Below are 21,611 nucleotides of genomic sequence, written 5' to 3'. Positions count from 1 at the left end.
AGTGCAACAGCACCAGGAATCCCACGGTCCGTCGAGCCCCGTTCCGGACCCCATCAACGAAACCGAAGCCCCGCAAGAGGCCGAAGCACCACTAACCGCGCCGACGTCCTCGGACATCAGGCGCTGGCGTCAGTACCTGGCGGACGAGCGGGCCGAAGCCGCCGTATACCGGGAACTCGCCCAACGCCGGGACGGCGAAGAACGCCAGATCCTGCTGGCCTTGGCCGAGGCCGAAGGCAGGCACGAAGCCCACTGGCTCAAGCTCCTCGGGGAGCACGCAGGAATGCCCAAGGCGGCGTCCGGTCGCAGCCAGTTCCTGGGCTTCCTTGCCCGCAACTTCGGATCGGTGTTTGTGCTCGCTTTGGCGCAGCGGGCCGAAGGCCGCTCCCCCTACGGCACCGAGCCGGCCGCAACGCCAGCCATGGTGGCGGATGAGCAAATCCATGAAGAAGTGGTCCGCGGACTCGCAACCCGTGGCCGGAACAGGTTGTCCGGCACCTTCCGCGCCGCAGTCTTTGGCGCGAACGACGGCCTGGTCAGCAACCTTTCCCTGGTCATGGGCATGGCCGCCACCGGGGTGCCCAGCCCGGTGGTGTTGATGAGCGGCGTGGCGGGTTTGCTGGCAGGAGCCCTTTCCATGGGCGCGGGAGAATACGTCTCCGTGCGCTCGCAACGGGAACTGCTCAACGCCACCCTCCCCACGCAGGCCACGCTCACCGCTGCGCCGTCCCTGGACATTGAGCACAACGAACTGGTCCTGGTCTACCTGGCCCGCGGCATGACCCAGGAAGCGGCCGAGCACCGGGCCGCCGAACGCATGGGATTGTTCAGCTGCGATTGCGATCCCAGCCTCTCCCTGCAACCCGAAAAGCCCGCCGAGGACGAGCACGAATCCGTGGGCTCAGCCTGGGGCGCAGCGTTGTCCAGCTTCTGCTTCTTCGCCTCGGGCGCCATCATCCCCATCCTGCCGTTCCTGTTCGGCATGACCGGTGTCGCAGCCCTCATGGTGGCTGGCGTCCTGGTGGGCATCGCGCTGTTGGCGACCGGCGCCGTCGTCGGCCTCCTTTCCGGTACGTCGCCGCTCAGCCGCGGCCTGCGGCAGCTTGCGATCGGCCTCGGAGCGGCAGCCGCCACCTACGGACTGGGATTGCTCTTCGGCGCAGCGATCGTCTGAGTTGGACGGCTCCGGCCGCAGCCCGTACTGTTGGTTCGTCCTCCGCGCTGCCCCGCGTGACCAGGGCGTGAGGAATGGAGAGCCGTGGACCCGGAGCGGGAAGAAGTGCGTGTGCCCAGGCACCGGCGCACGGGAACTGCTTTGCGTGTTCTCCGCGGTGTCCTCCTGGCCGTCGTCGCGGCCGTCATTGCCGTCGTGGTCAGCGGTTACCTGCACGGCGACCCCCGCATCACAGCGCTCTTTCCCGGGGCGGGCGTGCCAGGCACGCCGCAGCCAGGAAGCCAGGGGCAAGGGAAGGCCGCCCGACCGGTCGACGCGCCGCCGCCGGGACTTGAGGAAGCAGACGCCCCGCTGGCCTCACCGCCGGCGCCCGGAACCACCAACGATTCGTACAAGTTCCTGGCAACCAACGACGACGGCACTCCCGTTGGGTACTCGCCCTGCCGACCGCTGCATTACGTCGTCAACAACGCCACCGCACCGGAAGGATCCGACGCGCTGCTGGCCACCGCGATTGCGAACATCTCCGCAGCGTCGGGCATCCAGTTCGTCAACGACGGCACCACCGACGAGCTGCCGGTTGAGCGCCGCGAACCCTACCAACCTGCCAAATACGGAGACCGGTGGGCTCCGCTCCTGATTTCCTGGACGACGCCGGAGGTCGCACCTGCGCTGGCGGGCAAAGTGATCGGCACCGGCGGCAGCACCATGTACTCCCTCAACAACGGCCCCAAAAGCTACATCACCGGCAGCTTGGAGCTGGACACCCCACAGGTGACAGAGCTGATGTCCAGCGGAGGCGCGGACTACGTCCTGGCGGTCATGCAACACGAGCTGGGACATGTCATGGGCTTGGACCATGTGGACGATCCCATCCAGCTCATGTACCCGGAAATCGGAGCACCGGACGGGCTTGCCGCCGGCGACCTGACCGGCTTGCACCTGCTGGCATCGGCACCGTGCCGCAAGGACATCTGACAAGCTTCGCTTTCCAGCAGTCGCGCCATGGACTCGCGGCGTCGCCGGACTTATGCTGACGGTTACGGCCGACGGCGGCGCCCCCACCACCCGTCGCGGCCGCTACGTCAGGGGGTTCCATGGAACCTTTTGGGTCGTCCAAGTGGCCAGACCACGATCCTCCCCGGCCGAATTTCCTCCCAGTGGTTGCGCGTCCGCCCGAAGATCCGCCTGTCAGGCCGCCCATCAAGCACAGCAGCATCGCCGCCATCCTGTTCTTCTTCGGCATCCTCGGACTCGTCTGCGCGGGCGCCTACTTCAGCGGCGAACTCCAACAACTCGTCACCGGCTCGCCCCTTGTCCAAGGCCAACCACCACGGCCCGGGGTGGTGCCCTTTGGGCAGCGCCAGGATCCTCCACCCGGACTCGAGGAAGCCGACGCACCCCTTGGCAAACCTGCGCCGTTGAAGAAGACCAGCTCCGCGTACAAGTTCCTGGCCGTCAAGGAGGACGGGACCCCGCTGGCCTATTCGCCCTGCCGGCCCATCCACTACGTGGTCAACTCCGATCTGGCGCCGGCTTCCTGGCAGGCCATGGTGGAGGAAGCCATCCGGCAGGTGAGCCTCGCTACTGGACTGAAATTTATCTACGACGGCCCCAGCTCCGAGGTTCCTTCCACCAACAGATCCGGGTACCAGCCCGCGAGGTACGGAGACCGTTGGGCGCCGGTGCTGATCGCGTGGAGCACACCGGAGCAGGTCCCCCGCCTGGCCGGACAGACCGTGGGCCTTGGCGGAAGCTCCTCCATTGGCCTGAGCAACGGCTACAAGGCTTACGTCACCGGCACGCTCTCCCTGGACGCTCCCCAGTTCGCCGGCATCATCGACACTCCCCACGGCCAGGAAATAGGCGTGGCCGTCATCATGCACGAACTGGGGCATCTTGTGGGACTGGACCACGTCAGCGACCCGCGCCAACTCATGTTCGACGAAGCATCCTGGGTTCGGGAGTACGCTGCGGGCGACCTCACTGGGCTGGCCCAACTTGGCTCTGGCCCCTGCAGCAAGGACTTCTGAGCAACTTCCTCAGTGCCCGGTCACAACCGCGAGCGCTTCCTCCACGCTGTCTACCAGGAAGATCCGGCCTTCCATGGGCTTTCCAGCGGCCAGGCTTTGGAGCATTGGCCAGGCCGGGAAGGTCCGCTCCCAGTGGTCTCGTCCCACCAGCACCATGGGCGTGATGGTTTCGGGCGCACCGTAGTAGTTTTCGCAGGCATCCTGGAAGATCTCCTGCACAGTTCCGGCCGCCCCCGGCAGGAAGACGATCCCGCCATTGCACAGTTCCAGCAGGATGGCTTCGCGGACGGCGTTGGCGAAGTATTTGGCGATGTGGGTGGCGAACAGGTTGGGAGGTTCGTGTCCGTAGAACCACGTGGGGATGCCAAGCGTCGGAGTGCCTTGCGGATGCTGTTGGACCACGGCTGCTGCCTGGCGCGCCCACGCTGTCACGGATGGCCTGAACCCGGGTACCAGGGCGAGCGTGCCAAGCGCGGCTGCGGTATCGGCGTCGGGCAGTCCGCTCAAATAGGCGCCCATGTTGGCCGCTTCCATGGCACCGGGCCCGCCGCCGGTGGCGACGGCGAAGCCGGCTTGGGCCAGGAGCCGCCCCAGCCGGGCGGCGTCGGCGAATTCGCGGGTCCCGCGCTGGGCGGCATGCCCACCCATGACTCCCACCAGTTTGCGGCCTGACAGTGCGCCTTGATCCAACAGTTCGTCCAGGGCATCACCGATCGCATGGTCGTGCAGGGCCGCAGCAAGGGTGGCATCGAGGCTCTTCCGCTGCCCGGGCAGGATGCTCCATTGGTAAATCCTGGCATCCAGGGTGGCTTCGTACTCTGTGGCGGAAATGTCCTGGTAGAGCTCGTCGGCCGAGTAGAGGCTCCCCCGGTACGGGTCGAACGGGATCCCTTGCATTTTGGGAAAGATGAGCGCCCCGCGGCGTCGGAGGCTCTCTTCCACGCCGTCGTCGAAAGTGCAGCCAAGGAAGATCGCGCCTTGGGGGTCCAGGGCCTTAAGCTCACGCGAGTGTCCACGGAGGTCCAAAGACTGCGCGTGCCAACCGTGCATGGACCCGGCCCCAGCGGCCACCAGCCGGTCGAAGTGGACCACGCTTTCGACGTCGAGCGTCCGCGGACTCGGGTTCAAAGCTCCGGTGCGATTCATGGTTTCAGCGTAGTGGCCCGAACCCTACCCATGCCCGGAGCGAAGGAGTACAGTAACTCGCATCACGACGCCCACGGCTCTCCCGCCAGCGGGCCTATTACATAACTTCATTCACATGACGCTCTGGGGGCGTCGTAAAGTTCGCCGGCTGGGGGGCCCAACATCTGCTCGAGGAGCATGGTTGTGGACCGTCCAAAACACTTTCGCCGTCCAGGATTCAGCGTTGTAGCCCCACCCACTTCCAGAAGCCGCCGATTAATGGCGTGGCTTCTGGCTCTTTCCATGACCATCACGGGCCTGACGCTTGGCTTCACGGCGCCGGCGTCCGCGGCCGTGCCGCCCTGCGCAGGTACTGGTGGCGCCATGCAGATCGTGGCCCATACTGACGACGACCTGATCTTTATCAGCCCGGACTTCATGCGCGACATCCAAGCCAAGCGGTGTGTCCAGACCGTCTACACCACGGCCGGGGAAGCCGGCGAGGGGCCTGCTTACTGGAAAAGCCTTGAGGCTGGCATAAGGGCCAGCTACGCGAAAATGGCAGGAGTCCCAGACTCCTGGACGACGTCGGACGCCGGTGTACCGAACCGTCCGCTGACCATGCAGACACTCAACGGTGCCCCTAATGTCTCCGTTGTCTTTATGCGCCTGCCCGACGGTTTCCCCAACGGACTGGGCAGCGCCGCCTACAATTCCCAAAGCATCCTCAAACTTTGGGATGGACGGTTGTCTTCCATCCGTCCGGTGGATAACGCGGCTGCCTTCACCAAGACACAGTTCCAAACAGCACTGAACCGTCTGGTGGCCAACTTCCAACCCACCACCTTCCGCACCCAGGATTGGACCGGGACCTACAAGAACCCGTACGACCACAGCGACCATTGGGCTACCGCCAAGTTCGCCCAGCTCGCCAGCCGCAGTTACACAGGACCCCATACAGCCCTGGCCTATGACGCTTACGTCATTGACGAGTACGCCCAAAATGTGACGGGTGCCGAGCTTACAGCGAAGGTAGATACGTTCGTTCGGTTCGCGGACTTCGACATGTACATCTGCAGCAGCCCAGGCGAAGGATGTCCCGACTCCCCCTACGACGAATGGCTGAAACGGCAGTACATCACGGCCATCGAGTGGACCGGCAACGCAGCCAAGTCCCCCGGCACCACGGTCACTGCATCCTCGCAGAAAGCCTCGGCGCAGGGCCCCGAGAAGGCACGGGACGGTTACGCGTGGGGAGCCCCCATGGACGCAAGCCGCGAATGGGTCACCGCCGGCGAAAAGGCCGGGAGCTGGATCGAATACGATTTCTCGCCCACGCGCACCATCAACGCGGTCACCTTGGCCGATCGCCCCCTGCTCACAGATCAGGTGACGGGAGGGAATCTCCAGTTCTCCGATGGCAGCACCGTGCCTGTTCCGGCCCTTCCCAACAATGGGTCCGGCCTCACCATCAATTTCCCTTCCAAGACAGTGAGCTCTGTCAGGCTCAACATCACCTCAGTCAGCCCCACTACCACTAACGCCGGACTGGCCGAGTTCGAGGCCTACCTCGGAACAGACAACGTGGCGCCTTCAGTAACACCGACGCCTCCCGGCGGAACCTATTCCGTTGGGCAGACCGTCACCCTCACGGCCAACGAGACCGCCACAATTTATTACACGACCGATGGCAGCACGCCCACGACCACCAGCAACAAGTACACCGCTCCGCTGACCCTGAGCGGTCCGCTGACCTTGAAGTACTTCGCAGTGGACAGCGCCAACAACGCTTCCGCGGTGGCCACGCAGACCTACTCCACGGGGCCGGACACGACCAAACCCATAGTGACCGCCAACCCGGCTGGAGGAGCGTACGCTGCCGGCACGTCGATCACTTTGACAGCCAATGAACTGAATTCGGTGATCAAATACACCACGGACGGCACGGATCCTGTGACCGCCGGGCTGGTGTATACCGCTCCGATCACGTTCCCGGGTACCGGCCCCATGACGCTGAAGTACTTCGCTACCGACCCTGCCGGCAATGCCTCCGATGTGGCCTCGCAGACCTACACAGTCCCGGCAGACACCACGGCTCCCACAGTGACGGCCAATCCCACCAGCCGTCCGTTGGCCAGTGGAGCCACCATTTCCCTGTCTGCCAATGAGGCTGGGACAACCATCTACTACACCACCGATGGCAGCACACCGACGGCAACGGAGAGCGCCACCAACTTCAAGTACGCGACTCCAATCGTGATGGGCAATTCCGCACTGGTGCTCAAATACATCGGAGTGGACCCCGCCGGCAACACCTCCGCCGTGGCCACCCAGACCTACAGCGTTCCCGCAGCCGGTCCGCCGTCGGCCCATGATTTCGACGGTGACGGCAAAGCCGACGTCCTGGCCTCCGATGCGACGGGAAACCTGTACCTGTACCCGGGTGACGGCGCTGGCGGCCTCCAGGCCAGGAAGCTTGCCATACCGGCCTCGGACTGGTCGACGGTGACTGACGCCATCACCCCCGGTGACTTCAACCGGGACGGCAAGGCCGACGTCGTTGCCCGCGCGGGAGATGTCCTGTGGCTGTACCCAGGGGACGGGGCCGGTGGCTTTGGTGCCCGCTCGCAGATCAGTACCGGCTGGAGTGCCATGACCCAACTGTTCTCCCCCGGGGACTTCAGCGGTGACGGCATTCCCGACATCATGGCCCGGCGCAGCACCGGGGACCTGCGCCTCTACGCAGGAAACGGCAGCGGTGGCCTCCGGACGCCCACCACGGTGGGAACGGGCTGGAATGTCATGAATGCAATCTTCAGCACCGGGGACTTTAATGGAGATGGTAAAGCAGACGTGCTGGCCCGGCGTGCGGATACCGGCGCACTCTGGCTCTATCCCGGTGACGGAGCCAGCGATTGGTTGCCGTGGAAGCAGATCTCCGCGGGTTGGGACAACAGAACATCGATGGCAGGGCCCCGGGACTTGGACGGTGACGCCAAGAATGACGTCCTCGGCCGCATCGGAGACACCCTGTGGCTGTATCCGGGCTCGGGCAGCGGAACGTTCAGAAACGTTCCCCCCACCAGCCTGGGCACCGGTTGGCAGGCGATGAAGATCATCGCCTGACCGGCCCCTTAGACCTGGCGCGGGTCGGAGTTTTCCCCCAGACTCTTCGGCCCGCGTCAGCCATGTCCACCCCTCACTCACATCCCACCCCCTTCAGCCAGACGCTCACTCACTTCCCACCCCCTTCAGCCAGACGCTCACTCACATCCCCACATATGTTTGACAGGACAATCTGACAACCTCTAGTCTCACTTCAGGAATCTCTCTCTGGAGATGACCTTCTGCTGCACCGACGGAGACAGAAATGACCAAGAACGTGACCCTCGGCCTCGTAGGCGTAGGCCGGATCGGCGTGATGCATGCCAAGAACATCAGCGCCCTCAACGAGTCCCTCAACCCTGACGGCATCCATGTGAGCCTCAAACTGACGGATGTGGCCGAGGACCATGCCCGTGCAGTGGCCGAGAGTGTGGGCGCCGAATTCCTGGGATCAGCGGAGGAGCTCATCGGGTCCGGAGTGGACGGCCTGGTCATCGCAACAGGCACAGCCACACATCCTGGTCTCATCCGTGCGGGTGTGAACGCAGGCATCCCGGTGTTCTGCGAAAAACCCGTGGCCGTCAATGTGGCGGAGTCCCAACCCGTCCTCGACTACATCAGCGAGAAATCGGGCACCGTCCAAATCGGTCACCAGCGTCGATTCGATGCCGGGTACTTGGAGGCCAAACGGGCCTACGAGGCCGGGGAGCTTGGTTGGATCCACTCACTTCGGGCTGTCACCTGCGACATGACCCCGCCGCCGGTGGAGTTCCTTGCAACATCGGGCGGTTTATTCCGCGACTGTTCAGTCCACGACTTCGACATCCTCCGATGGCTCACAGGCAGGGAAATCGTGGAAGTCTACGCCAAGGGCTCCAACAACGGTGATCCGGCCATCGGTGAGGTGGGCGACGTCGACACCGCCCTGGCTCTGGTGACGTTCGACGACGGCACGGTGGGTACGGTATCGGCCAGCCGCTACAACGGAGCCGGGCATGACGTCCGCTTGGAACTTCAAGGTTCAGAGCAATCCGTGCTGGTGGGAATGGACCAGCAGATGGCGATGAGGTCGGCCGAGCCCGCAGTGACCTTCCCGAATGGCACTGCGCACACCACGTTCGCCGAGCGGTTTGACCAGGCCTACCGGGCCGAGATGGCGGCCTTCGTAGAGGTTGTGCTCGGCAAACGTAAGAATCCTTGCACTCCCGAAGACGCCGTGGCGGCGTCAAAGGTAGCCGACGCAGCACAACTGTCCCTGGAGACCGGCGTCCCCGTCAAGGTCCAGGCCTAGCATCAGCGTGCAGCGCACGGAACGGTGAACGGCGCGTCCGGGGCGGGGGCCGTAGCCGCCGCCCCGGACGCAGCACGGGACCCTTAGGCAGGGACGTTGAACGATGCCTCAAGGGCTGCGTCGGCATCGCGAAGCACCTGTGCCGCGACCTCGAGCCCCTCGATCCGACCCAGCGAGACGTCCTCGTGCTCGATATTGACCAGCATGTTCGGATCGACCTCGTGCAGGGCCCGGAGGAACTCGGTCCAGAACGCGGTGTCGTGACCACGGCCCAGGGCCACGAAGTCCCAGGCAGAGTTCTTGGGCCATTCGTTGGCCCATTCGTCGCCACCAAGGTTGGTCCGGTTTTCCGCTTCCGAGAGCCGCCGGAAGCTGTTGTCCAACACACCGTAGAGCGCAGCGTTGTCCTTGTTCACACGGACGTCCTTGGCTGCCGCCTGGAAGACCAGTGGCCCAAGTTCCCGGACCACCGCCACCGGATCCATCTGCTGCCAGAACAAGTGGGATGCGTCCAGTTCGACGCCAACGTGGGTGGCACCGGTGAGCTCGACCAGCTTGTAGACGTCCGCGGTATTAAAAACAATGTTCTGCGGGTGCAGCTCCAACGCCACCTTGACACCATGGTCTGCGGCGAGCCGGTCCGTTTCCTTCCAGAAGGCTGCCGCTACTCCCCATTGGTAGTCCAGGACATCCAGCGCCGCGGAGTTCCAGGCGTTGACCACCCAGTTCACCGTGGTGGCGCCGGGCTCTCCCCCGGGCAGCCCGGACATGGTGACCACGCGGTCCTGGCCCAGCCGGTTGGCCAAGCGGATGGAACGACGGATGTCCTCGGCGTGCTTTTCGCCAATTTCCCGCTTGGGATGCAGGGGGTTTCCATTGCAATTCAGGCCAGCGATTGAAACCCCGGTGCCCTCAAAGATCCCAAGGTAGTCGTCGCGGGCGGCGTCGCTTTCCAGGATCTGGTCGAACGTGGGGACATGCACGGCGGGAAGGAACCCGCCGGTGTTGATCTCGATGCCAGTCAGGCCAAGGTCGGCGATGACTTTGAGCGCTTCAGGAAGCGGACGGTCGTGGAGAATCGCGTTGTAGACCCCGAGCTTCATAGCGTGATCTTCTTTCCGTTGTCCAGGGCGGACTCAGTGACCGCGCCGAGGAGTTCCATGTTGCGGACACCTTCGTCGAACGTCGCGCAACGGGGCAGGGAGTCCGCTTCGGCCAAGCCCGCGACCTCTTCGAGGAAGGCCCGTGCCTGGTATCCGAAGGCATCGTTCTGGCCGAAGCCGACTTCCGGGGCGTCCATGGCCAGGCCGCCGGCAATGTAGGGGTGTCCTGGGCCCAGGATCACTTGGCGGTACCCGCCTTGGAGGCCCGAGCCATCGTTGAGGAAGAGCTGGATTTCGTTGGGGCGGCGCTGGTCGAACTTGGCCCCGCCGTTTTCGCAGAAGACCTCGAATTGGAGGCTGTTGGCGTGTCCTGCCGCAACGCGGGACACTTCGAAGCTGTCGGCACCGTTGGTGAACTCGGCGTTGAAGGCTGCGTAGTCGTCGTTTTCCACGGCCTCGAAGGTGTCGCTGACGGCAACATGGTCGTGACCCATCACGGCGGTCAGTGGCAACGGGCGCTTATCGATCGCAGTGGACAGCCTGCCACCGCTGATGGACTTGATCTCGCCGCACAGGAACTCGGACACATACGTCAGGTGGCTTCCGACGTCGGCCAGCGCACCGGAGCCGGGTCCGCCCTTGTAACGCCAGCTCATCGGAGCCGAAGGGCTGAAACCATAGTCGGTCCAGTATCGGCCACTGAAGTGCAGGACGTTCCCCAGCACGCCGTTCCGGATCAGGTCGCGGATGTAGGCGATGCCTGGGGTGCGGCGGAAGGTGAAGCCGATGCGTGCCAGGTTTCCGCGGGCCTCGGCGGTGCGTGCCGCTTCCGCCATGGCACGGGCGTCGTCCAGGGTGTCACTGAGCGGCTTTTCGCAGAGGACGTGCTTCCCGGCGGCGAGCAGGCCTTCAACCACCTCGCGGTGCAGGGAGTTGGCGATCACCACGCTGACGACGTCGATGTCATCGGCTTCGGCAATGGCCTGCCATGACGTGTCGTTGCGTTCGTAGCCGAATCGGCGTGCAGCCAGCGAACCGAACTCAGCATTGACGTCGCCAATGGAGACGAGGCGGATCTGGGGAAGCACGGGGCTATAAAGGGCAGATGCCGTGCGGTACGCGGCGGCGTGGGCCTTGCCTGCCATGCCTGCTCCGATGACGGCTACGCCGAGGCTTTCGGCCATTGATTTCTCCTTCGAAATTCTGCCGTCGCATGAGGATCGTCCGGCATTTTGTAGCGCTACAATTTTTACGCTGGACTTGAGCGTAACCATGTCTATATGTCCTGTCAATCCTTAACGGACTATCCTCGGGGGAGGATACGAAAGGCAGCCAAATACGTTGAACAACAACCGACGCCCCACGCTCTACGACGTCGCCACCCAAGCCGGCGTTTCGCCGTCGTTGGTTTCGCTGTTCCTCAAAGACCCCGAAAGAATCAGCGAAAAGCGCCGTAACGCCGTCCGGGACGCCATCACTGAACTGGGCTACCGGCCGAGCCGTGCCGCCACCACCCTGGCAAGCAGCAGCACGAAAAGCATCGGCCTGGTCATCGATGACTACCGGAACCCCTGGTTCGTTGACCTGCTCCGGGGAATGGAATCAGTCCTTTCAAACCTTGGGTACCAGGTGATGCTTGCGGACTCCAGGCCGGGCGAAAACCGGATCAAGGAAGCAACAGACGGTCTGCTTGCCATGCACGTCGATGCGCTGGTGATAGCCGCCGAACCGAGCGAGGCCATGCTCGCCAAGACCTGGGTACCCACCGTGGTGGCCGGCTGGCGCAAAGGCGTGCCGAAGGGCGCCGACCTCATCTCCAACGACGACGACGGCGGCGGAAGCATGGCAGCCAACCACCTGTTGGGTTTGGGCCACGTCCGCGTCGGCCACGTCTCAGGGTCCGACGGCGCCTCCGCACACCGGCGCGCCGGTTACCGTCGCGCCGTGGAAGCTGCCGGCGTCGAGCCTGTCATCAGCGAGTCCACCGGAACGTCGGAGGAAGACGGCTACGAGACAGCAAGCCGGCTCCTGGAGCGCCATCCGGACACCACTGCGATCTTCGCAGCGAACGACTCCATGGCCCTGGGCGCCTTCGCAGCCATCAAAGCACGCGGCCTGTCAGTACCTGCCGACGTTTCGGTGATCGGCTACGACAACTCCCCCTTGGCCAAGTCGCGTTTCCTGGACCTGACGTCCATCGACAACCGCAGCGACGTTGTTGGGGCGGACTCCGCCCGCAGGCTACTGGCCCGCATAGCGGATCCGACACTGGCACCGGAGCGCAAGCTCATTGAGCCAACCCTGGCCCTGCGGGGCACCACGGCACCGCTTCGCCAGGGTTGGCTCCTTGCCTAAAACAGTCCTGCCCGGAGCCAACATGCGCTCCGGGCAGGACTTTCAGCAGCTATCGCGTCAGTGCCGCTTAGTGGCGTTTTCCGGAACGGATTCCTCCACACCGGCCACCTCGGCCTTGACTTCCTCAAGGGCGTCGGAGTGGCCACCGAGCTGCTCCAACTCGTGGGCCAGCTCTGCGAGTTCTGCACCGCCGGCCATCTGGGCCGTCAGCTCATCCAGGGTGATGTCCTTCTTGTCGTAATACCCAATCGACTTGCCCCGCTTGAGCAACAGGAACCGGTCGCCCACGGGGAAAGCGTGGTGCGGGTTGTGGGTGATGAAGATGACGCCCAGGCCACGGTCGCGGGCCTGCAGGATGTAGCGGAGCACCACGCCGGACTGCTTCACGCCAAGTGCCGCAGTGGGCTCGTCAAGGATCAGGACCTTGGCCCCGAAGTACACGGCGCGCGCGATCGCCACGCACTGGCGCTCACCGCCGGACAGCTGACCGATGGGCTGCTCCACATCGCGGAGGTCGATGCCCATCTGGGCCAGTTCGCTGAGCGTGATCTCCTTCATTTTCTGGACATCCATGCTCTTGAACGGTCCAAATCCCTTGGTCAGTTCAGAGCCGAGGAAGAAGTTGCGCCAGATGGGCATCAGCGGAACAACTGCCAGGTCCTGGTACACCGTGGCAATACCGGCGTCGAGCGCGTCCCTTGGTGAGTTGAACTTTCTGGCATCGCCCATCACGTGCAGGGTGCCTTCGTCGTGCTGGTGCAGGCCGGCGATGATCTTGATCAGGGTTGACTTGCCTGCACCGTTATCACCCAGGACACAGGTGACACGGCCGTTGTCCACGGCCATGGTGACATCCCGCAACGCGATGATGTTGCCGTAGTGCTTGCCCACTCCATCGAGGGACAGCAGGTGGACCGGTGTGTTTGTCAAGGGATCCTTCTCGCCTTTCAGCAGGGTTTGCTGATCGATCTGTTGTGCGTTCATTGTTCCGGCCCCTTACTTGAGCTCTGCCCGGCGCTTGACGATGAGATTGACGATGGTGGCCAGCAGCAGCATCAAGCCCAGGAAGAACTTGAACCAGTCCGGATTCCATTGTGCGTACACGATGCCCTTGTTGGCCATGCCAAAGATAAAGGCGCCGATAGCACCACCCACTGCGGAGCCGTAGCCGCCGGTCAGGAGGCAGCCACCGATGACGGCCGCGATGATGTAAAGGAATTCGTTGCCCACTCCCTCGCCGGACTGCACGGCGTCGAAGGCGAACAGGTTGTGCATACCCAGAATCCAGCCGCAGAAGCCCACGGCCATGAAGAGTCCGATCTTGGTCTTTGTTACCGGAACACCCACGGCGCGGGCGGCGTTTGCGTCGCCGCCTACTGCGAAGATCCAGTTCCCGATCCGGGTGCGCAGCAGGATCCACGAGGCCACGGCCACCAGGACGATCCAGAAGAAGACCGTGATCTTGACCTCCACCCCGCCGATGCTGACGGAGGACGCGAAGACCGCACGTGCTGATTCGAAGCCGTCCAGCTTGGAGATCGACGGCGAGGATACGCTGCCGCCGATGAGGCGGGTGAGTGCCAGGTTGAGGCCGGTAAGCATCAGGAATGTGGCCAGGGTGACGATAAAGCTGGGCAGTTTGGTTTTGACGAGGATCCAGCCGTTGATGAAACCGATGCCCAGGGAGACCACCAGGGCCAGCCCCACGCCGACCCAGGCGTTCAGGGAGAAGTTCCAGCTGAACAGCGACGCGGTGAGTGCGGAGGAGATCACGGCAACACCGGTGGAGAGGTCGAACTCCCCACCGATCATCAGCAGGGACACACCTACCGCCATGATTCCGATGGTCGATGAGCCGTAGAGCACGGTAGCAAGTGCGTTGGGTTGGGTGAACGTCTGCGAAACGGACGCGAAGAAAATGAAAAGGACCACCGCGCCCACCAATGCTCCAACTTCGGGCCTTGCGAGGAACTTCTGGAGGGGGCTGCGCCGCCCGATCCGTTCATCGCCGGGGGCCGTAGCCGGCGCCGGCGGCAGGGTTGCTGTGTTTGCCATAGGGGAGGACTCCTTGTTGGTCAGGCTGCGCGGCAGGGAGCCGCCGCGCAGCCTGGTTCCTGGATCTAGCGGACGCCCTGCTGGGCGAACTTGAGGACATCGGATGCGTTGGTCTTGTCCACGATGGTTGGGCCGGTAAGGACGGGCTGGCCGCCACCGATCTTGAAGCCACCGCGCTTGGCCTGCCACAGGGAGTCAACGGACATGTAGCCCTGGAGCCACGGCTGCTGATCGACCGTGAAGATCACGGCGCCGTCCACGATCTTCTGGGCAAGGTCTGCGTTGAGGTCAAAGCTGGCAACCTTCGACGAGCTGCCGGCGTCAGTGACGGACTTCAGCAGGGTCAGGGTGATCGGAGCGCCGAGGCCGATGATGACGTCGGCGTCCTTGGCGGCCTGGAGCTTTGCCGTGGCGGTGGACTGGACCGCAGTCATGTCCTTGCCGTCCACGTACAGGATTTCGGTTGCGGGCACCTTGGCTTTCACACCGGCGCAACGGGCTTCAAGGCCAACGTGGCCCTGCTGCTGGATCACGCAGACGGGGTGCTTGTACCCCTCGGAGGCGAGCCTGGTGCCGACTGCTTCGCCGGCAAGTTGCTCGTTGGAACCGAAGTGGGTGAAGGCACCCAACTGCTTGGAGACTGATTCGCCGGCGTTGAGGCTGACCACCGGGATGCCCGCGTCGGAGGCCTTCTTGAGGACATCCTTCAGCGCGTCCGGGGTTGCCAGGGTGACGGCGATGCCATCCACCTTCTGGTCAATGGCCTGCTGGACCAGCTGCGCCTGGCGACCGGCCTCAGGGTCGCTGGTGTAGAGGAGTTCAACGTTGTCTTTCGCCGATGCTTCCTCGGCACCCTTGCGGACGATGTCCCAGAACGTGTCGCCGGCAGCGGCGTGCGTAATCAGCGCTACCTTGATCCGGTCAGTTGATGCCACCTGGCCAGCGGCTGCGGCGCCGCCGTTATCGGCCGGCTTGCCGCCCTGGCTTGAACAGGCGCTCAGTGCCACCAGGGGAACCACTGCTGCGACGACCGCCGCTTTGCGCCATGAGAATTTTGCCACCGTTATCTCCTTTGATGTCAGCTTCAGGTTTCCGGGACTCGTATCCGGAACACCTGCTACTCAGATCATGGTGACTGACCTCACACTTTGTCAATAGTTTGTCCTGACATTAGGATGTTTTAACGTAATATCGCTATCGTGAAGGCCGAACCCACCCCTTCCTTGACGGCCCAACCGCGGCTGCTATCATCAGAAAAAGGCAGTATGTCCTATCAAGAGAACATGAGCGGACATACGCTACCATCCGGCAGAGGAGCCGCAGACCCGCTCCCCCGGCCGGCCTCAGCAGGCGTCTAGGAGAATCCAGTGGCGAACCAACTCAGTCTCAGCATCGATCGTTCGTCCCCCGTACCGCTTTACCATCAGGTGGTTCAAGGAATCGAGGCCGCCATCCACAGCGGCATCCTGGAACCCGGTAGCCGCTTGGACAACGAAATCGACCTCGCGGCACAGCTGAACCTATCCCGCCCCACCATGCGCAAAGCCATGGATGAACTGGTCCGGGCCGGGCTCCTGGTCCGGAAGCGTGGCGTAGGAACGCAGGTGGTTTCAAGCCAGGTCCGCCGGCCCCTGGAACTCTCCAGCCTCTATGACGACCTCAGCAACAACGGCAAGAAGCCCACCACGGACGTCCTCAGCTTCTCGCACATCGAAGCCGACGCGGCAACGCTGACCGCCCTGCAACTGCCGGCCGGTTCCAAGGTCTACCACTTCACCCGCCTGCGCAAAGTAGGTGGCAAGCCCCTGGCGCTCATGGAGAACTGGGTCCGCGACGACATCACCAGCATGGACGAGGCACAGCTTGCCAAGGAAGGCCTTTACGCGATCCTGCGCCGCGGCGGGGTCAACTTCCGGCTGGCCTCGCAACGGATCGGCGCGATGATCGCCAACGACTACCAGGCTCCGCTCCTCGAAGCCGAGGTGGGATCGGCGCTGGTCACCATGGAACGCACCGCGGTGGATGACACCGGACGCATGGTGGAAACCGGCCACCACGTCTACCGCGCAGACTCCTACAGCTTTGAAATGACACTCGTACAGCGCTAAACAAGGACACACACATGACCAACTGGGTATACCCGCTGGGAACAGCCACTGACGGTAAATGGGACATCTCCCTGGGAACCTCCGATTCCACGCTCGCCCTAGACGGCTGGGCCCACACGGGACTGAAGGTCGCGACGCTCGCCGCAGGTGCCGCCGTCGAGCTTCCCGCGGCTCCGGAGGAGCGCATCGTGGTGCCGCTGAGCGGATCCTTCACCGTAACGGTCGACGACGGCGTGTACAGCCTCGCGGGACGGCAGTCGGTTTTCCACGGGCCAAGTGACGTCCTGTACACGGGGATCGACAAGGCCGTCAGCATCAGCTCGAACGACGGCGGCAGGGTGGCCATTGCGACGGCGCCCGCCAAAGCCGGCTATCCCACCCGCCTGATCACGGCCAAGGAAACCCCAGTGGAGCTCCGCGGAGCAGGGAACTGCTCACGCCAGGTCCACAACTTTGGCACGCCGGCTGCGCTGGAAGCCGACCGGTTCATCGTGTGCGAGGTCATCACCCCTGCCGGTAACTGGTCCTCCTACCCTCCCCACAAACACGATGAGGAGAAGGACGGCGAGACCAGCCTCGAGGAGATCTACTACTTCGAGACCCGCGTTGCCCCGGGGTCCCAGGCACCGGAGGACACGGATCCGGTCGGCTATGCCCGCGTCTACGCCTCCGACGAGCGTCCCATCGACGTCTCCGCCGAGGTGCGTACCGGCGACGTCGTGCTGGTCCCCTACGGTTGGCACGGACCGGCTATGGCCGCCCCGGGCTACGACCTGTATTACCTGAACGTCATGGCCGGCCCCGGCCGCGTGCGTGACTGGCTCATCAGCGACGACCCCCACCACGGCTGGATCCGCCAAACGTGGGAAGGTCAGGACACCGATCCGCGGCTCCCGTTCGGCGCGTAACCCACACAGCGAAGGCCGCCTGGATGTTCCAGGCGGCCTTCGCTGTATGCTTCTGAAGCCTTGCGCTAGGGTCGTGAACCGGCCTTGAAGAACTCTTCCAGCTCTTCGAGGCTCTTCCCCTTGGTTTCGGGCATGGCGCGTTTCACCCAGCCGATGGCCACCAGTTGGAGCGCAACGAACACCAGGAACGTCGCCGAGACGCCCATCCAGGCAACCATTTGCGGGAAAAAGAAGCCCACCAGGAAGTTGAACATCCAGAGCACGAAGACGCAGATTCCCATTCCCACCCCGCGCACGTGCAGCGGGAAGATCTCTGCCAGGGTCAACCAGGTGACCGTACCAATGCACGACTGCATGGAGGCCAGGAAAGTCACCATGAACAGCAGGACAAGGTACCCGCGCAGGGTTCCCTCCGGAACCGCGACAGAGATGATCGAAATGGCTGTGAGCGACACCGCGGTACCGGATAGCCCGGCAATGAGCATCGCCTTCCGGGGAAGCCTGGTCATCAACGACATACCCACGATCACGGCAACCACGGAAGTCACACCGTTGACCACATTTGCCAGGAGCGCGCCCTGGTCGCCGAAACCGGAGGACGACAGGATGGACGTGCCGTAGTACATGATGGCGTTGACGCCGCTGATCTGGTTGATGATGGCAAGGCCCAGTCCCACCACGAAGATCCTGCGTATCCACGGCACGGTGAGGTCCTTGAAGGTGCCCATCCGGGACTGGTAATCCTCGCGCGCGGCGCGCCGGACGTCGTCGAACTCCGCAGAGACGTCATCGGCGGCGCGGGTCCGCCGCAGGACATCCATCACCTCGCCGAACCGGCCCGAGGACGCCAACCAGCGGGGACTCTCGGGCAGTATGAGCATGCCGAACCACAGAATGACGGCGGGCAGGGTGGCAATAACCAGCATCCAGCGCCACACGTGCATCTCTTCAGGGAACAGGTTGCCGAGCACCGCGTTGAACGTGAAAGCCAGGAACTGGCCCGTCACAATCATGAGTTCGTTTTGGGTGACGATCCTGCCGCGCTGCGCGGCAGGCGACATTTCAGCCAGGTACACCGGGACGATCACCGAGGCACCGCCGACGGCGAGGCCCAGGACAGTGCGGGCCAGCACCAGCAGCTCCGTGGTTGGTGCAAGGGAGCAGGCGACGGTGGCCACGGCGAAGATGACGGCCAGGCCCATGATGGTCCTGCGGCGGCCGAAGCGGTCGGACAAACGTCCGGCGCTGATGGCACCGAACGCCGCACCGAAGAGCAACATCGAAGTGACGAGGCCCTCGGTCAACGGCGTCAGGCCCAGGTCTTTCTGCATGAACGGCAAGGCACCGTTGATCACGCCGGTGTCATAGCCGAACAGCAGGCCGCCGAACGTGGAGAACAGCGCCACCTTGCGAAGGAATTTCCTGGGGTTGGCCGGCTGGCCGGTTTTCCCTGCGGTTACGGGGAGCGAACCAACCGTCATTTTGTCCGGGCGACGTAGTCGACCATTGTCTTGAGCTGGTACCGGGAGACGTCCTCGGCATTCTCGTCCTCCGCGAACACGGAAGAGACCATGACGGTGTTCTCCTTGTCCAGGAAGCCGATTTCCTTCAGCCCGCCAAAGAACTCGTCCCAGTTCACGTCGCCGTCGCCGATCTTCAGGTGCTGGTGGACGCGGACGGCGTTGCCCGGCGGATTGGTGATGTACCGCAAGCCGTGGGACGCATGGTGGTCCATGGTGTCGGATACGTGCACCAGCCGCAGCTTGTCGCCGGCAGCCCGCATGATCTCCAGGGGCTTGTTGCCCATGTGGAAGGTGTGCGATGCCACGTACACCATGCCGATATTCGGCGAGTTGATGCCGCGGATGACGCGCAAAGCTGCCAATCCGTCTTCCACGAAGTCGTCCGGGTGCGGATCGATCAGGACGTCCATGCCCTCGCGCTCGATGATCGGCAGCAGTTCCTCCATGGAACGGTAGAACGCACGCTCGGACTCTTCTGCCTTCTCAGGGCGGCCGCTGAACTCTGTGTTCATGGTCTGGACGCCGAGGTCCACTGCGATCTGGATAGCCCGCTTCCAGTAGCGGACGGCTGCCTCGCGTGCGTCTTCGTCCGGGCCGGACCAGCGCAGGACCGGCAGGACAGAGGCGATCTCGACGCCGGCATCCTTGCACGCAGCTTTCAGCTTGCCTACCAGCTCGTCGTCGGCCTTGGGATGGTTGTAGAACGGGATGAGGTCCGCATGCGGGGTCATCTGCAGGTACTTGTAACCAAGGTCTGCCGCAACCCGGGGGAATTCGAGCAGGCCGTGGCTGTGGTGGAACGGTGTGGGGTCAAGGGCGATTTTCATGCTCAGTCCCCTACTTGTACAGGTCCGGTTTGGTGTTCAACTGGACCTTGACCTTTTCGCCCGACTTCTGCGCTTCGACACCAGCCTCGCAGCATGCTGCAGTGGCGTACCCGTCCCAAGCCGTGGGTCCACCGATTTCCCCGCGAAGGGCGGCATCCACCCAAGCCTGCACCTCGACGTCGTACGCTGCTCCGAAACGTTCCTCAAAGCCCGGGGTGACATTGCCGCCCCACTTACCGGCTGCCTGAACGTAGGGGCCGTTGTCCCCGCCGATGCTCACGATGCCATCCTCGAAGGACGCCTGCGTGGCCACCTGGTAGCCGAACTTGGCGTTGACGTAGATTTCGACGTCGGCCAGCACACCGGACTCGGTTTCGAGCAGCACGTGCTGCGGGTCGTGCTGGCCGTTGGGTGCGCTGCGGGTCGGCTTGCCCAGGCGGACCTGGACGGAGGTGATTTCCTCACCCGTGAAGTAGCGGATGGCGTCGAACTCATGCACGACGGAGTCGTTGATCAGCATCTCGTTGGTGAAGCCCTCAGGCGTGCTCGGGTTGCGGTGCTGGTGGTGCAGCATCAACAACTCCCCCAATTCGCTGTTGCGGATGATGGCACCCAGTGCCGAGTACTCGGCGTCAAAGCGGCGCATGAAGCCCACCTGGATGCGCCTGTGGCCCAGAGCCTGCTCAGCCTGGACAACTTTCCAGGCGCTTTCGGCGTCGGGGGTCAATGGCTTCTCGCACAGGATCGGGAAATCCTTCTCCAATGCCTTGTACAGGATTTCCTCGTGGAGGAAGCCCGGAGTGGCGATCAGCACGGCATTCACGTCGCCATTGTTGAGCGCTTCGTCTGCGCTGGCGAGTGCCACGGCGCCGTCGATACCCTCGATGGCGGCCTGGGCCCTGGCGAGGTCAACGTCGACGACGGCGGCCACTTCAGCGCCGTGGATGCGGGTGCTGAGGCGCTTGATGTGGTCCGCACCCATGCGGCCTGCGCCGATGACGGCAACGCGGAGAGTCTTAGTCACTGTATCTGTCCTTCGTGAAGTTCTTCTGGGGTGCTACTGGACGCGGGTACGGGAACCGCAGGAAAGCAGGTAGTTGCGGGTGCGCTTGGCGATGGGCATCGGCACATCGAACGCTACCGGGTACATGTCCTGCTCCACGATGCCGAAGATGGGCCGGTTGAGCGCTTCGACTGCTTCGATGACTGCGCGCAGGTCCGGGAGACCGTTCGGCGGCTCGGTCATGACGCCGGCCAGGTTGGCAGCCGCCCAGGTCATGTTCTTCTCGTTGACTTCGGCCAGGACCTGAGGGTTGATCTGCTTGAGGTGCAGGTAGCCGATGCGGTCCGGGTAGTTCTTGATCAGTTCCAGGCTGGAAGCTCCGCAGTACTCCGCGTGTCCAGTGTCCAGGCAGAGGTTCAAGTACTGCGGATCCGTGGCGGCCAGCAGGGTTTCGATGTCCTTTTGCGCGCCCACATGTGAATCCGCGTGGGAGTGGAACTGCTGGTGCAGGCCGAAGTCCTCCAGGAGGACCTTGCCCATCCGGTTGTGGCCGGCGAAGAGGTCCGCCCACTGCTCGTCCGTGAGTTCGCCGTTCTCCACAGCTTCGCCGGTGACGTCGTCGCGCCACATGGCGGGGATGACCACGATGTGTTCGCCGCCCATGGCCGCGGTCAGTTCCGCGACCTTGCGGGCCGGCTCCCACGCTTCGTCGTACTGGCCGGCACCGCGGTGGAAGGCGGTGAAGACCGTTCCCGCCGTGACCTGGAGGTCCCGCTGTTTCAGTTCCTCCGCCAGGCGGGTGGGGTCGTTGGGCAGGTACCCGTAAGGGCCAAGTTCGATCCACTTGTAGCCGGACTCCGCAACCTCATCCAGGAATCGCTCCCACGGAGTCTGCTGGGGATCATCCGGGAACCAGACACCCCAGGAGTCCGGGGCGGTGCCGATGATCAGTTTGTTCTCGACGTCAGTCATGACAGCGTTGTCTTCCTTTGCGGCGGGGG

The 21,611-nt window shown here is 63.7% G+C and carries 18 protein-coding genes; 8 read left to right on the top strand and 10 right to left on the bottom strand.

Going from position 1 to position 21,611, the window contains the following annotated elements; all coding sequences use genetic code 11:
- The first annotated feature begins 1 nt into the window (after position 1).
- From QRM57_RS06430 to QRM57_RS06420, 3 genes are all read left to right on the top strand, one after another.
- Positions 2-1,174, top strand: coding sequence for a VIT1/CCC1 transporter family protein (locus tag QRM57_RS06430; RefSeq protein ID WP_502868621.1), 1,173 nt, complete (start codon positions 2-4; stop codon positions 1,172-1,174).
- Positions 1,175-1,258: 84 nt separating this feature from the next.
- A complete protein-coding gene (locus QRM57_RS06425; protein ID WP_284985975.1) occupies positions 1,259-2,152 on the top strand; it encodes a matrixin family metalloprotease in 894 nt (297 codons plus the stop codon).
- 119 nt (positions 2,153-2,271) lie between these two features.
- Entirely contained in the window at positions 2,272-3,207 is a 936-nt protein-coding gene (locus tag QRM57_RS06420) for a matrixin family metalloprotease (RefSeq protein ID WP_284985974.1), read from the top strand.
- Between the two features lie 9 nt (positions 3,208-3,216).
- Here QRM57_RS06420 and QRM57_RS06415 read toward each other — a convergent pair whose 3' ends face one another.
- Positions 3,217-4,353 (bottom strand): LOG family protein, encoded by a 1,137-nt coding sequence (locus QRM57_RS06415; protein WP_284985973.1) that lies wholly within the window; start codon positions 4,351-4,353, stop codon positions 3,217-3,219.
- A gap of 258 nt (positions 4,354-4,611) precedes the next feature.
- On the opposite strand from QRM57_RS06415, the gene QRM57_RS06410 reads away from it, so the two are divergent.
- A complete protein-coding gene (locus tag QRM57_RS06410) occupies positions 4,612-7,458 on the top strand; it encodes a chitobiase/beta-hexosaminidase C-terminal domain-containing protein (RefSeq protein WP_284985972.1) in 2,847 nt (948 codons plus the stop codon).
- A 244-nt stretch (positions 7,459-7,702) separates the two neighbouring features.
- A complete protein-coding gene (locus QRM57_RS06405; protein WP_284985971.1) occupies positions 7,703-8,728 on the top strand; it encodes a Gfo/Idh/MocA family protein in 1,026 nt (341 codons plus the stop codon).
- 83 nt (positions 8,729-8,811) lie between these two features.
- Here QRM57_RS06405 and QRM57_RS06400 read toward each other — a convergent pair whose 3' ends face one another.
- Positions 8,812-9,831, bottom strand: coding sequence for a sugar phosphate isomerase/epimerase family protein (locus tag QRM57_RS06400; RefSeq protein ID WP_284985970.1), 1,020 nt, complete (start codon positions 9,829-9,831; stop codon positions 8,812-8,814).
- Complete coding sequence (locus QRM57_RS06395; RefSeq protein WP_284985969.1) at positions 9,828-11,015, bottom strand: Gfo/Idh/MocA family protein; 1,188 nt, start codon at positions 11,013-11,015, stop codon at positions 9,828-9,830. The genes QRM57_RS06400 and QRM57_RS06395 overlap by 4 nt, the downstream gene beginning before the upstream one ends.
- A gap of 157 nt (positions 11,016-11,172) precedes the next feature.
- Here QRM57_RS06395 and QRM57_RS06390 point away from each other — a divergent pair, with 157 nt between their 5' ends.
- A complete protein-coding gene (locus tag QRM57_RS06390; protein ID WP_284985968.1) occupies positions 11,173-12,186 on the top strand; it encodes a LacI family DNA-binding transcriptional regulator in 1,014 nt (337 codons plus the stop codon).
- A gap of 57 nt (positions 12,187-12,243) precedes the next feature.
- Here QRM57_RS06390 and QRM57_RS06385 read toward each other — a convergent pair whose 3' ends face one another.
- The 3 genes from QRM57_RS06385 to QRM57_RS06375 all read right to left on the bottom strand — a co-directional run bounded on the left by QRM57_RS06385 (position 12,244) and on the right by QRM57_RS06375 (position 15,302).
- On the bottom strand, positions 12,244-13,170 hold the full coding sequence (locus QRM57_RS06385; protein WP_284985967.1) for an ATP-binding cassette domain-containing protein: 927 nt from the start codon (positions 13,168-13,170) through the stop codon (positions 12,244-12,246).
- A gap of 12 nt (positions 13,171-13,182) precedes the next feature.
- Positions 13,183-14,241: an ABC transporter permease gene (locus tag QRM57_RS06380; RefSeq protein ID WP_211712910.1), complete on the bottom strand. Its 1,059-nt coding sequence runs from the start codon at positions 14,239-14,241 to the stop codon at positions 13,183-13,185.
- Between the two features lie 65 nt (positions 14,242-14,306).
- The gene (locus tag QRM57_RS06375; RefSeq protein ID WP_284985966.1) at positions 14,307-15,302 is read right to left on the bottom strand and encodes a substrate-binding domain-containing protein; all 996 of its coding nucleotides are present in this window, start codon (positions 15,300-15,302) and stop codon (positions 14,307-14,309) included.
- A gap of 306 nt (positions 15,303-15,608) precedes the next feature.
- Here QRM57_RS06375 and QRM57_RS06370 point away from each other — a divergent pair, with 306 nt between their 5' ends.
- Positions 15,609-16,349, top strand: a complete 741-nt coding sequence (locus QRM57_RS06370) for a GntR family transcriptional regulator (protein WP_235519041.1) — start codon at positions 15,609-15,611, stop codon at positions 16,347-16,349.
- A 14-nt stretch (positions 16,350-16,363) separates the two neighbouring features.
- A complete protein-coding gene (iolB, locus tag QRM57_RS06365) occupies positions 16,364-17,257 on the top strand; it encodes a 5-deoxy-glucuronate isomerase (RefSeq protein WP_284985965.1) in 894 nt (297 codons plus the stop codon).
- Positions 17,258-17,322: 65 nt separating this feature from the next.
- Here the strand turns inward: iolB and QRM57_RS06360 are convergent, their stop codons facing one another.
- The 4 genes from QRM57_RS06360 to QRM57_RS06345 are packed head-to-tail and all read right to left on the bottom strand — an operon-like array spanning position 17,323 to position 21,582.
- Entirely contained in the window at positions 17,323-18,738 is a 1,416-nt protein-coding gene (locus QRM57_RS06360) for a sugar porter family MFS transporter (protein WP_284985964.1), read from the bottom strand.
- Positions 18,735-19,607, bottom strand: a complete 873-nt coding sequence (locus tag QRM57_RS06355) for a sugar phosphate isomerase/epimerase family protein (RefSeq protein ID WP_284985963.1) — start codon at positions 19,605-19,607, stop codon at positions 18,735-18,737. The genes QRM57_RS06360 and QRM57_RS06355 overlap by 4 nt, the downstream gene beginning before the upstream one ends.
- 10 nt (positions 19,608-19,617) lie before the next feature.
- Positions 19,618-20,631 carry a Gfo/Idh/MocA family protein gene (locus tag QRM57_RS06350; RefSeq protein ID WP_284985962.1) on the bottom strand — a complete coding sequence of 338 codons (1,014 nt, stop codon included), beginning with the start codon at positions 20,629-20,631 and terminating at the stop codon, positions 19,618-19,620.
- 33 nt (positions 20,632-20,664) lie between these two features.
- Positions 20,665-21,582, bottom strand: a complete 918-nt coding sequence (locus tag QRM57_RS06345) for a sugar phosphate isomerase/epimerase family protein (protein WP_284985961.1) — start codon at positions 21,580-21,582, stop codon at positions 20,665-20,667.
- Between the last annotated feature and the right edge of the window lie 29 nt (positions 21,583-21,611).

Origin of the sequence: Arthrobacter sp. fls2-241-R2A-172, assembly GCF_030208885.1 — a bacterium.
Classification (GTDB): Bacteria; Actinomycetota; Actinomycetes; order Actinomycetales; family Micrococcaceae; genus Arthrobacter.
This window is presented reverse-complemented; position numbering and strand designations above follow the sequence as displayed.

Excerpts from the sequence above, each read along its gene's own strand:
- QRM57_RS06420 (WP_284985974.1), top strand. The coding sequence starts at position 2,272 with ATGGAACCTTTTGGGTCGTCCAAGTGGCCAGACCACGATCCTCCCCGG.
- QRM57_RS06415 (WP_284985973.1), bottom strand. The coding sequence starts at position 4,353 with ATGAATCGCACCGGAGCTTTGAACCCGAGTCCGCGGACGCTCGACGTC.
- QRM57_RS06410 (WP_284985972.1), top strand. The coding sequence starts at position 4,612 with ATGGCGTGGCTTCTGGCTCTTTCCATGACCATCACGGGCCTGACGCTT.
- QRM57_RS06405 (WP_284985971.1), top strand. The coding sequence starts at position 7,703 with ATGACCAAGAACGTGACCCTCGGCCTCGTAGGCGTAGGCCGGATCGGC.
- QRM57_RS06400 (WP_284985970.1), bottom strand. The coding sequence starts at position 9,831 with ATGAAGCTCGGGGTCTACAACGCGATTCTCCACGACCGTCCGCTTCCT.
- QRM57_RS06395 (WP_284985969.1), bottom strand. The coding sequence starts at position 11,015 with ATGGCCGAAAGCCTCGGCGTAGCCGTCATCGGAGCAGGCATGGCAGGC.
- QRM57_RS06385 (WP_284985967.1), bottom strand. The coding sequence starts at position 13,170 with ATGAACGCACAACAGATCGATCAGCAAACCCTGCTGAAAGGCGAGAAG.
- QRM57_RS06380 (WP_211712910.1), bottom strand. The coding sequence starts at position 14,241 with ATGGCAAACACAGCAACCCTGCCGCCGGCGCCGGCTACGGCCCCCGGC.
- iolB (WP_284985965.1), top strand. The coding sequence starts at position 16,364 with ATGACCAACTGGGTATACCCGCTGGGAACAGCCACTGACGGTAAATGG.
- QRM57_RS06360 (WP_284985964.1), bottom strand. The coding sequence starts at position 18,738 with ATGACGGTTGGTTCGCTCCCCGTAACCGCAGGGAAAACCGGCCAGCCG.
- QRM57_RS06355 (WP_284985963.1), bottom strand. The coding sequence starts at position 19,607 with ATGAAAATCGCCCTTGACCCCACACCGTTCCACCACAGCCACGGCCTG.
- QRM57_RS06345 (WP_284985961.1), bottom strand. The coding sequence starts at position 21,582 with ATGACTGACGTCGAGAACAAACTGATCATCGGCACCGCCCCGGACTCC.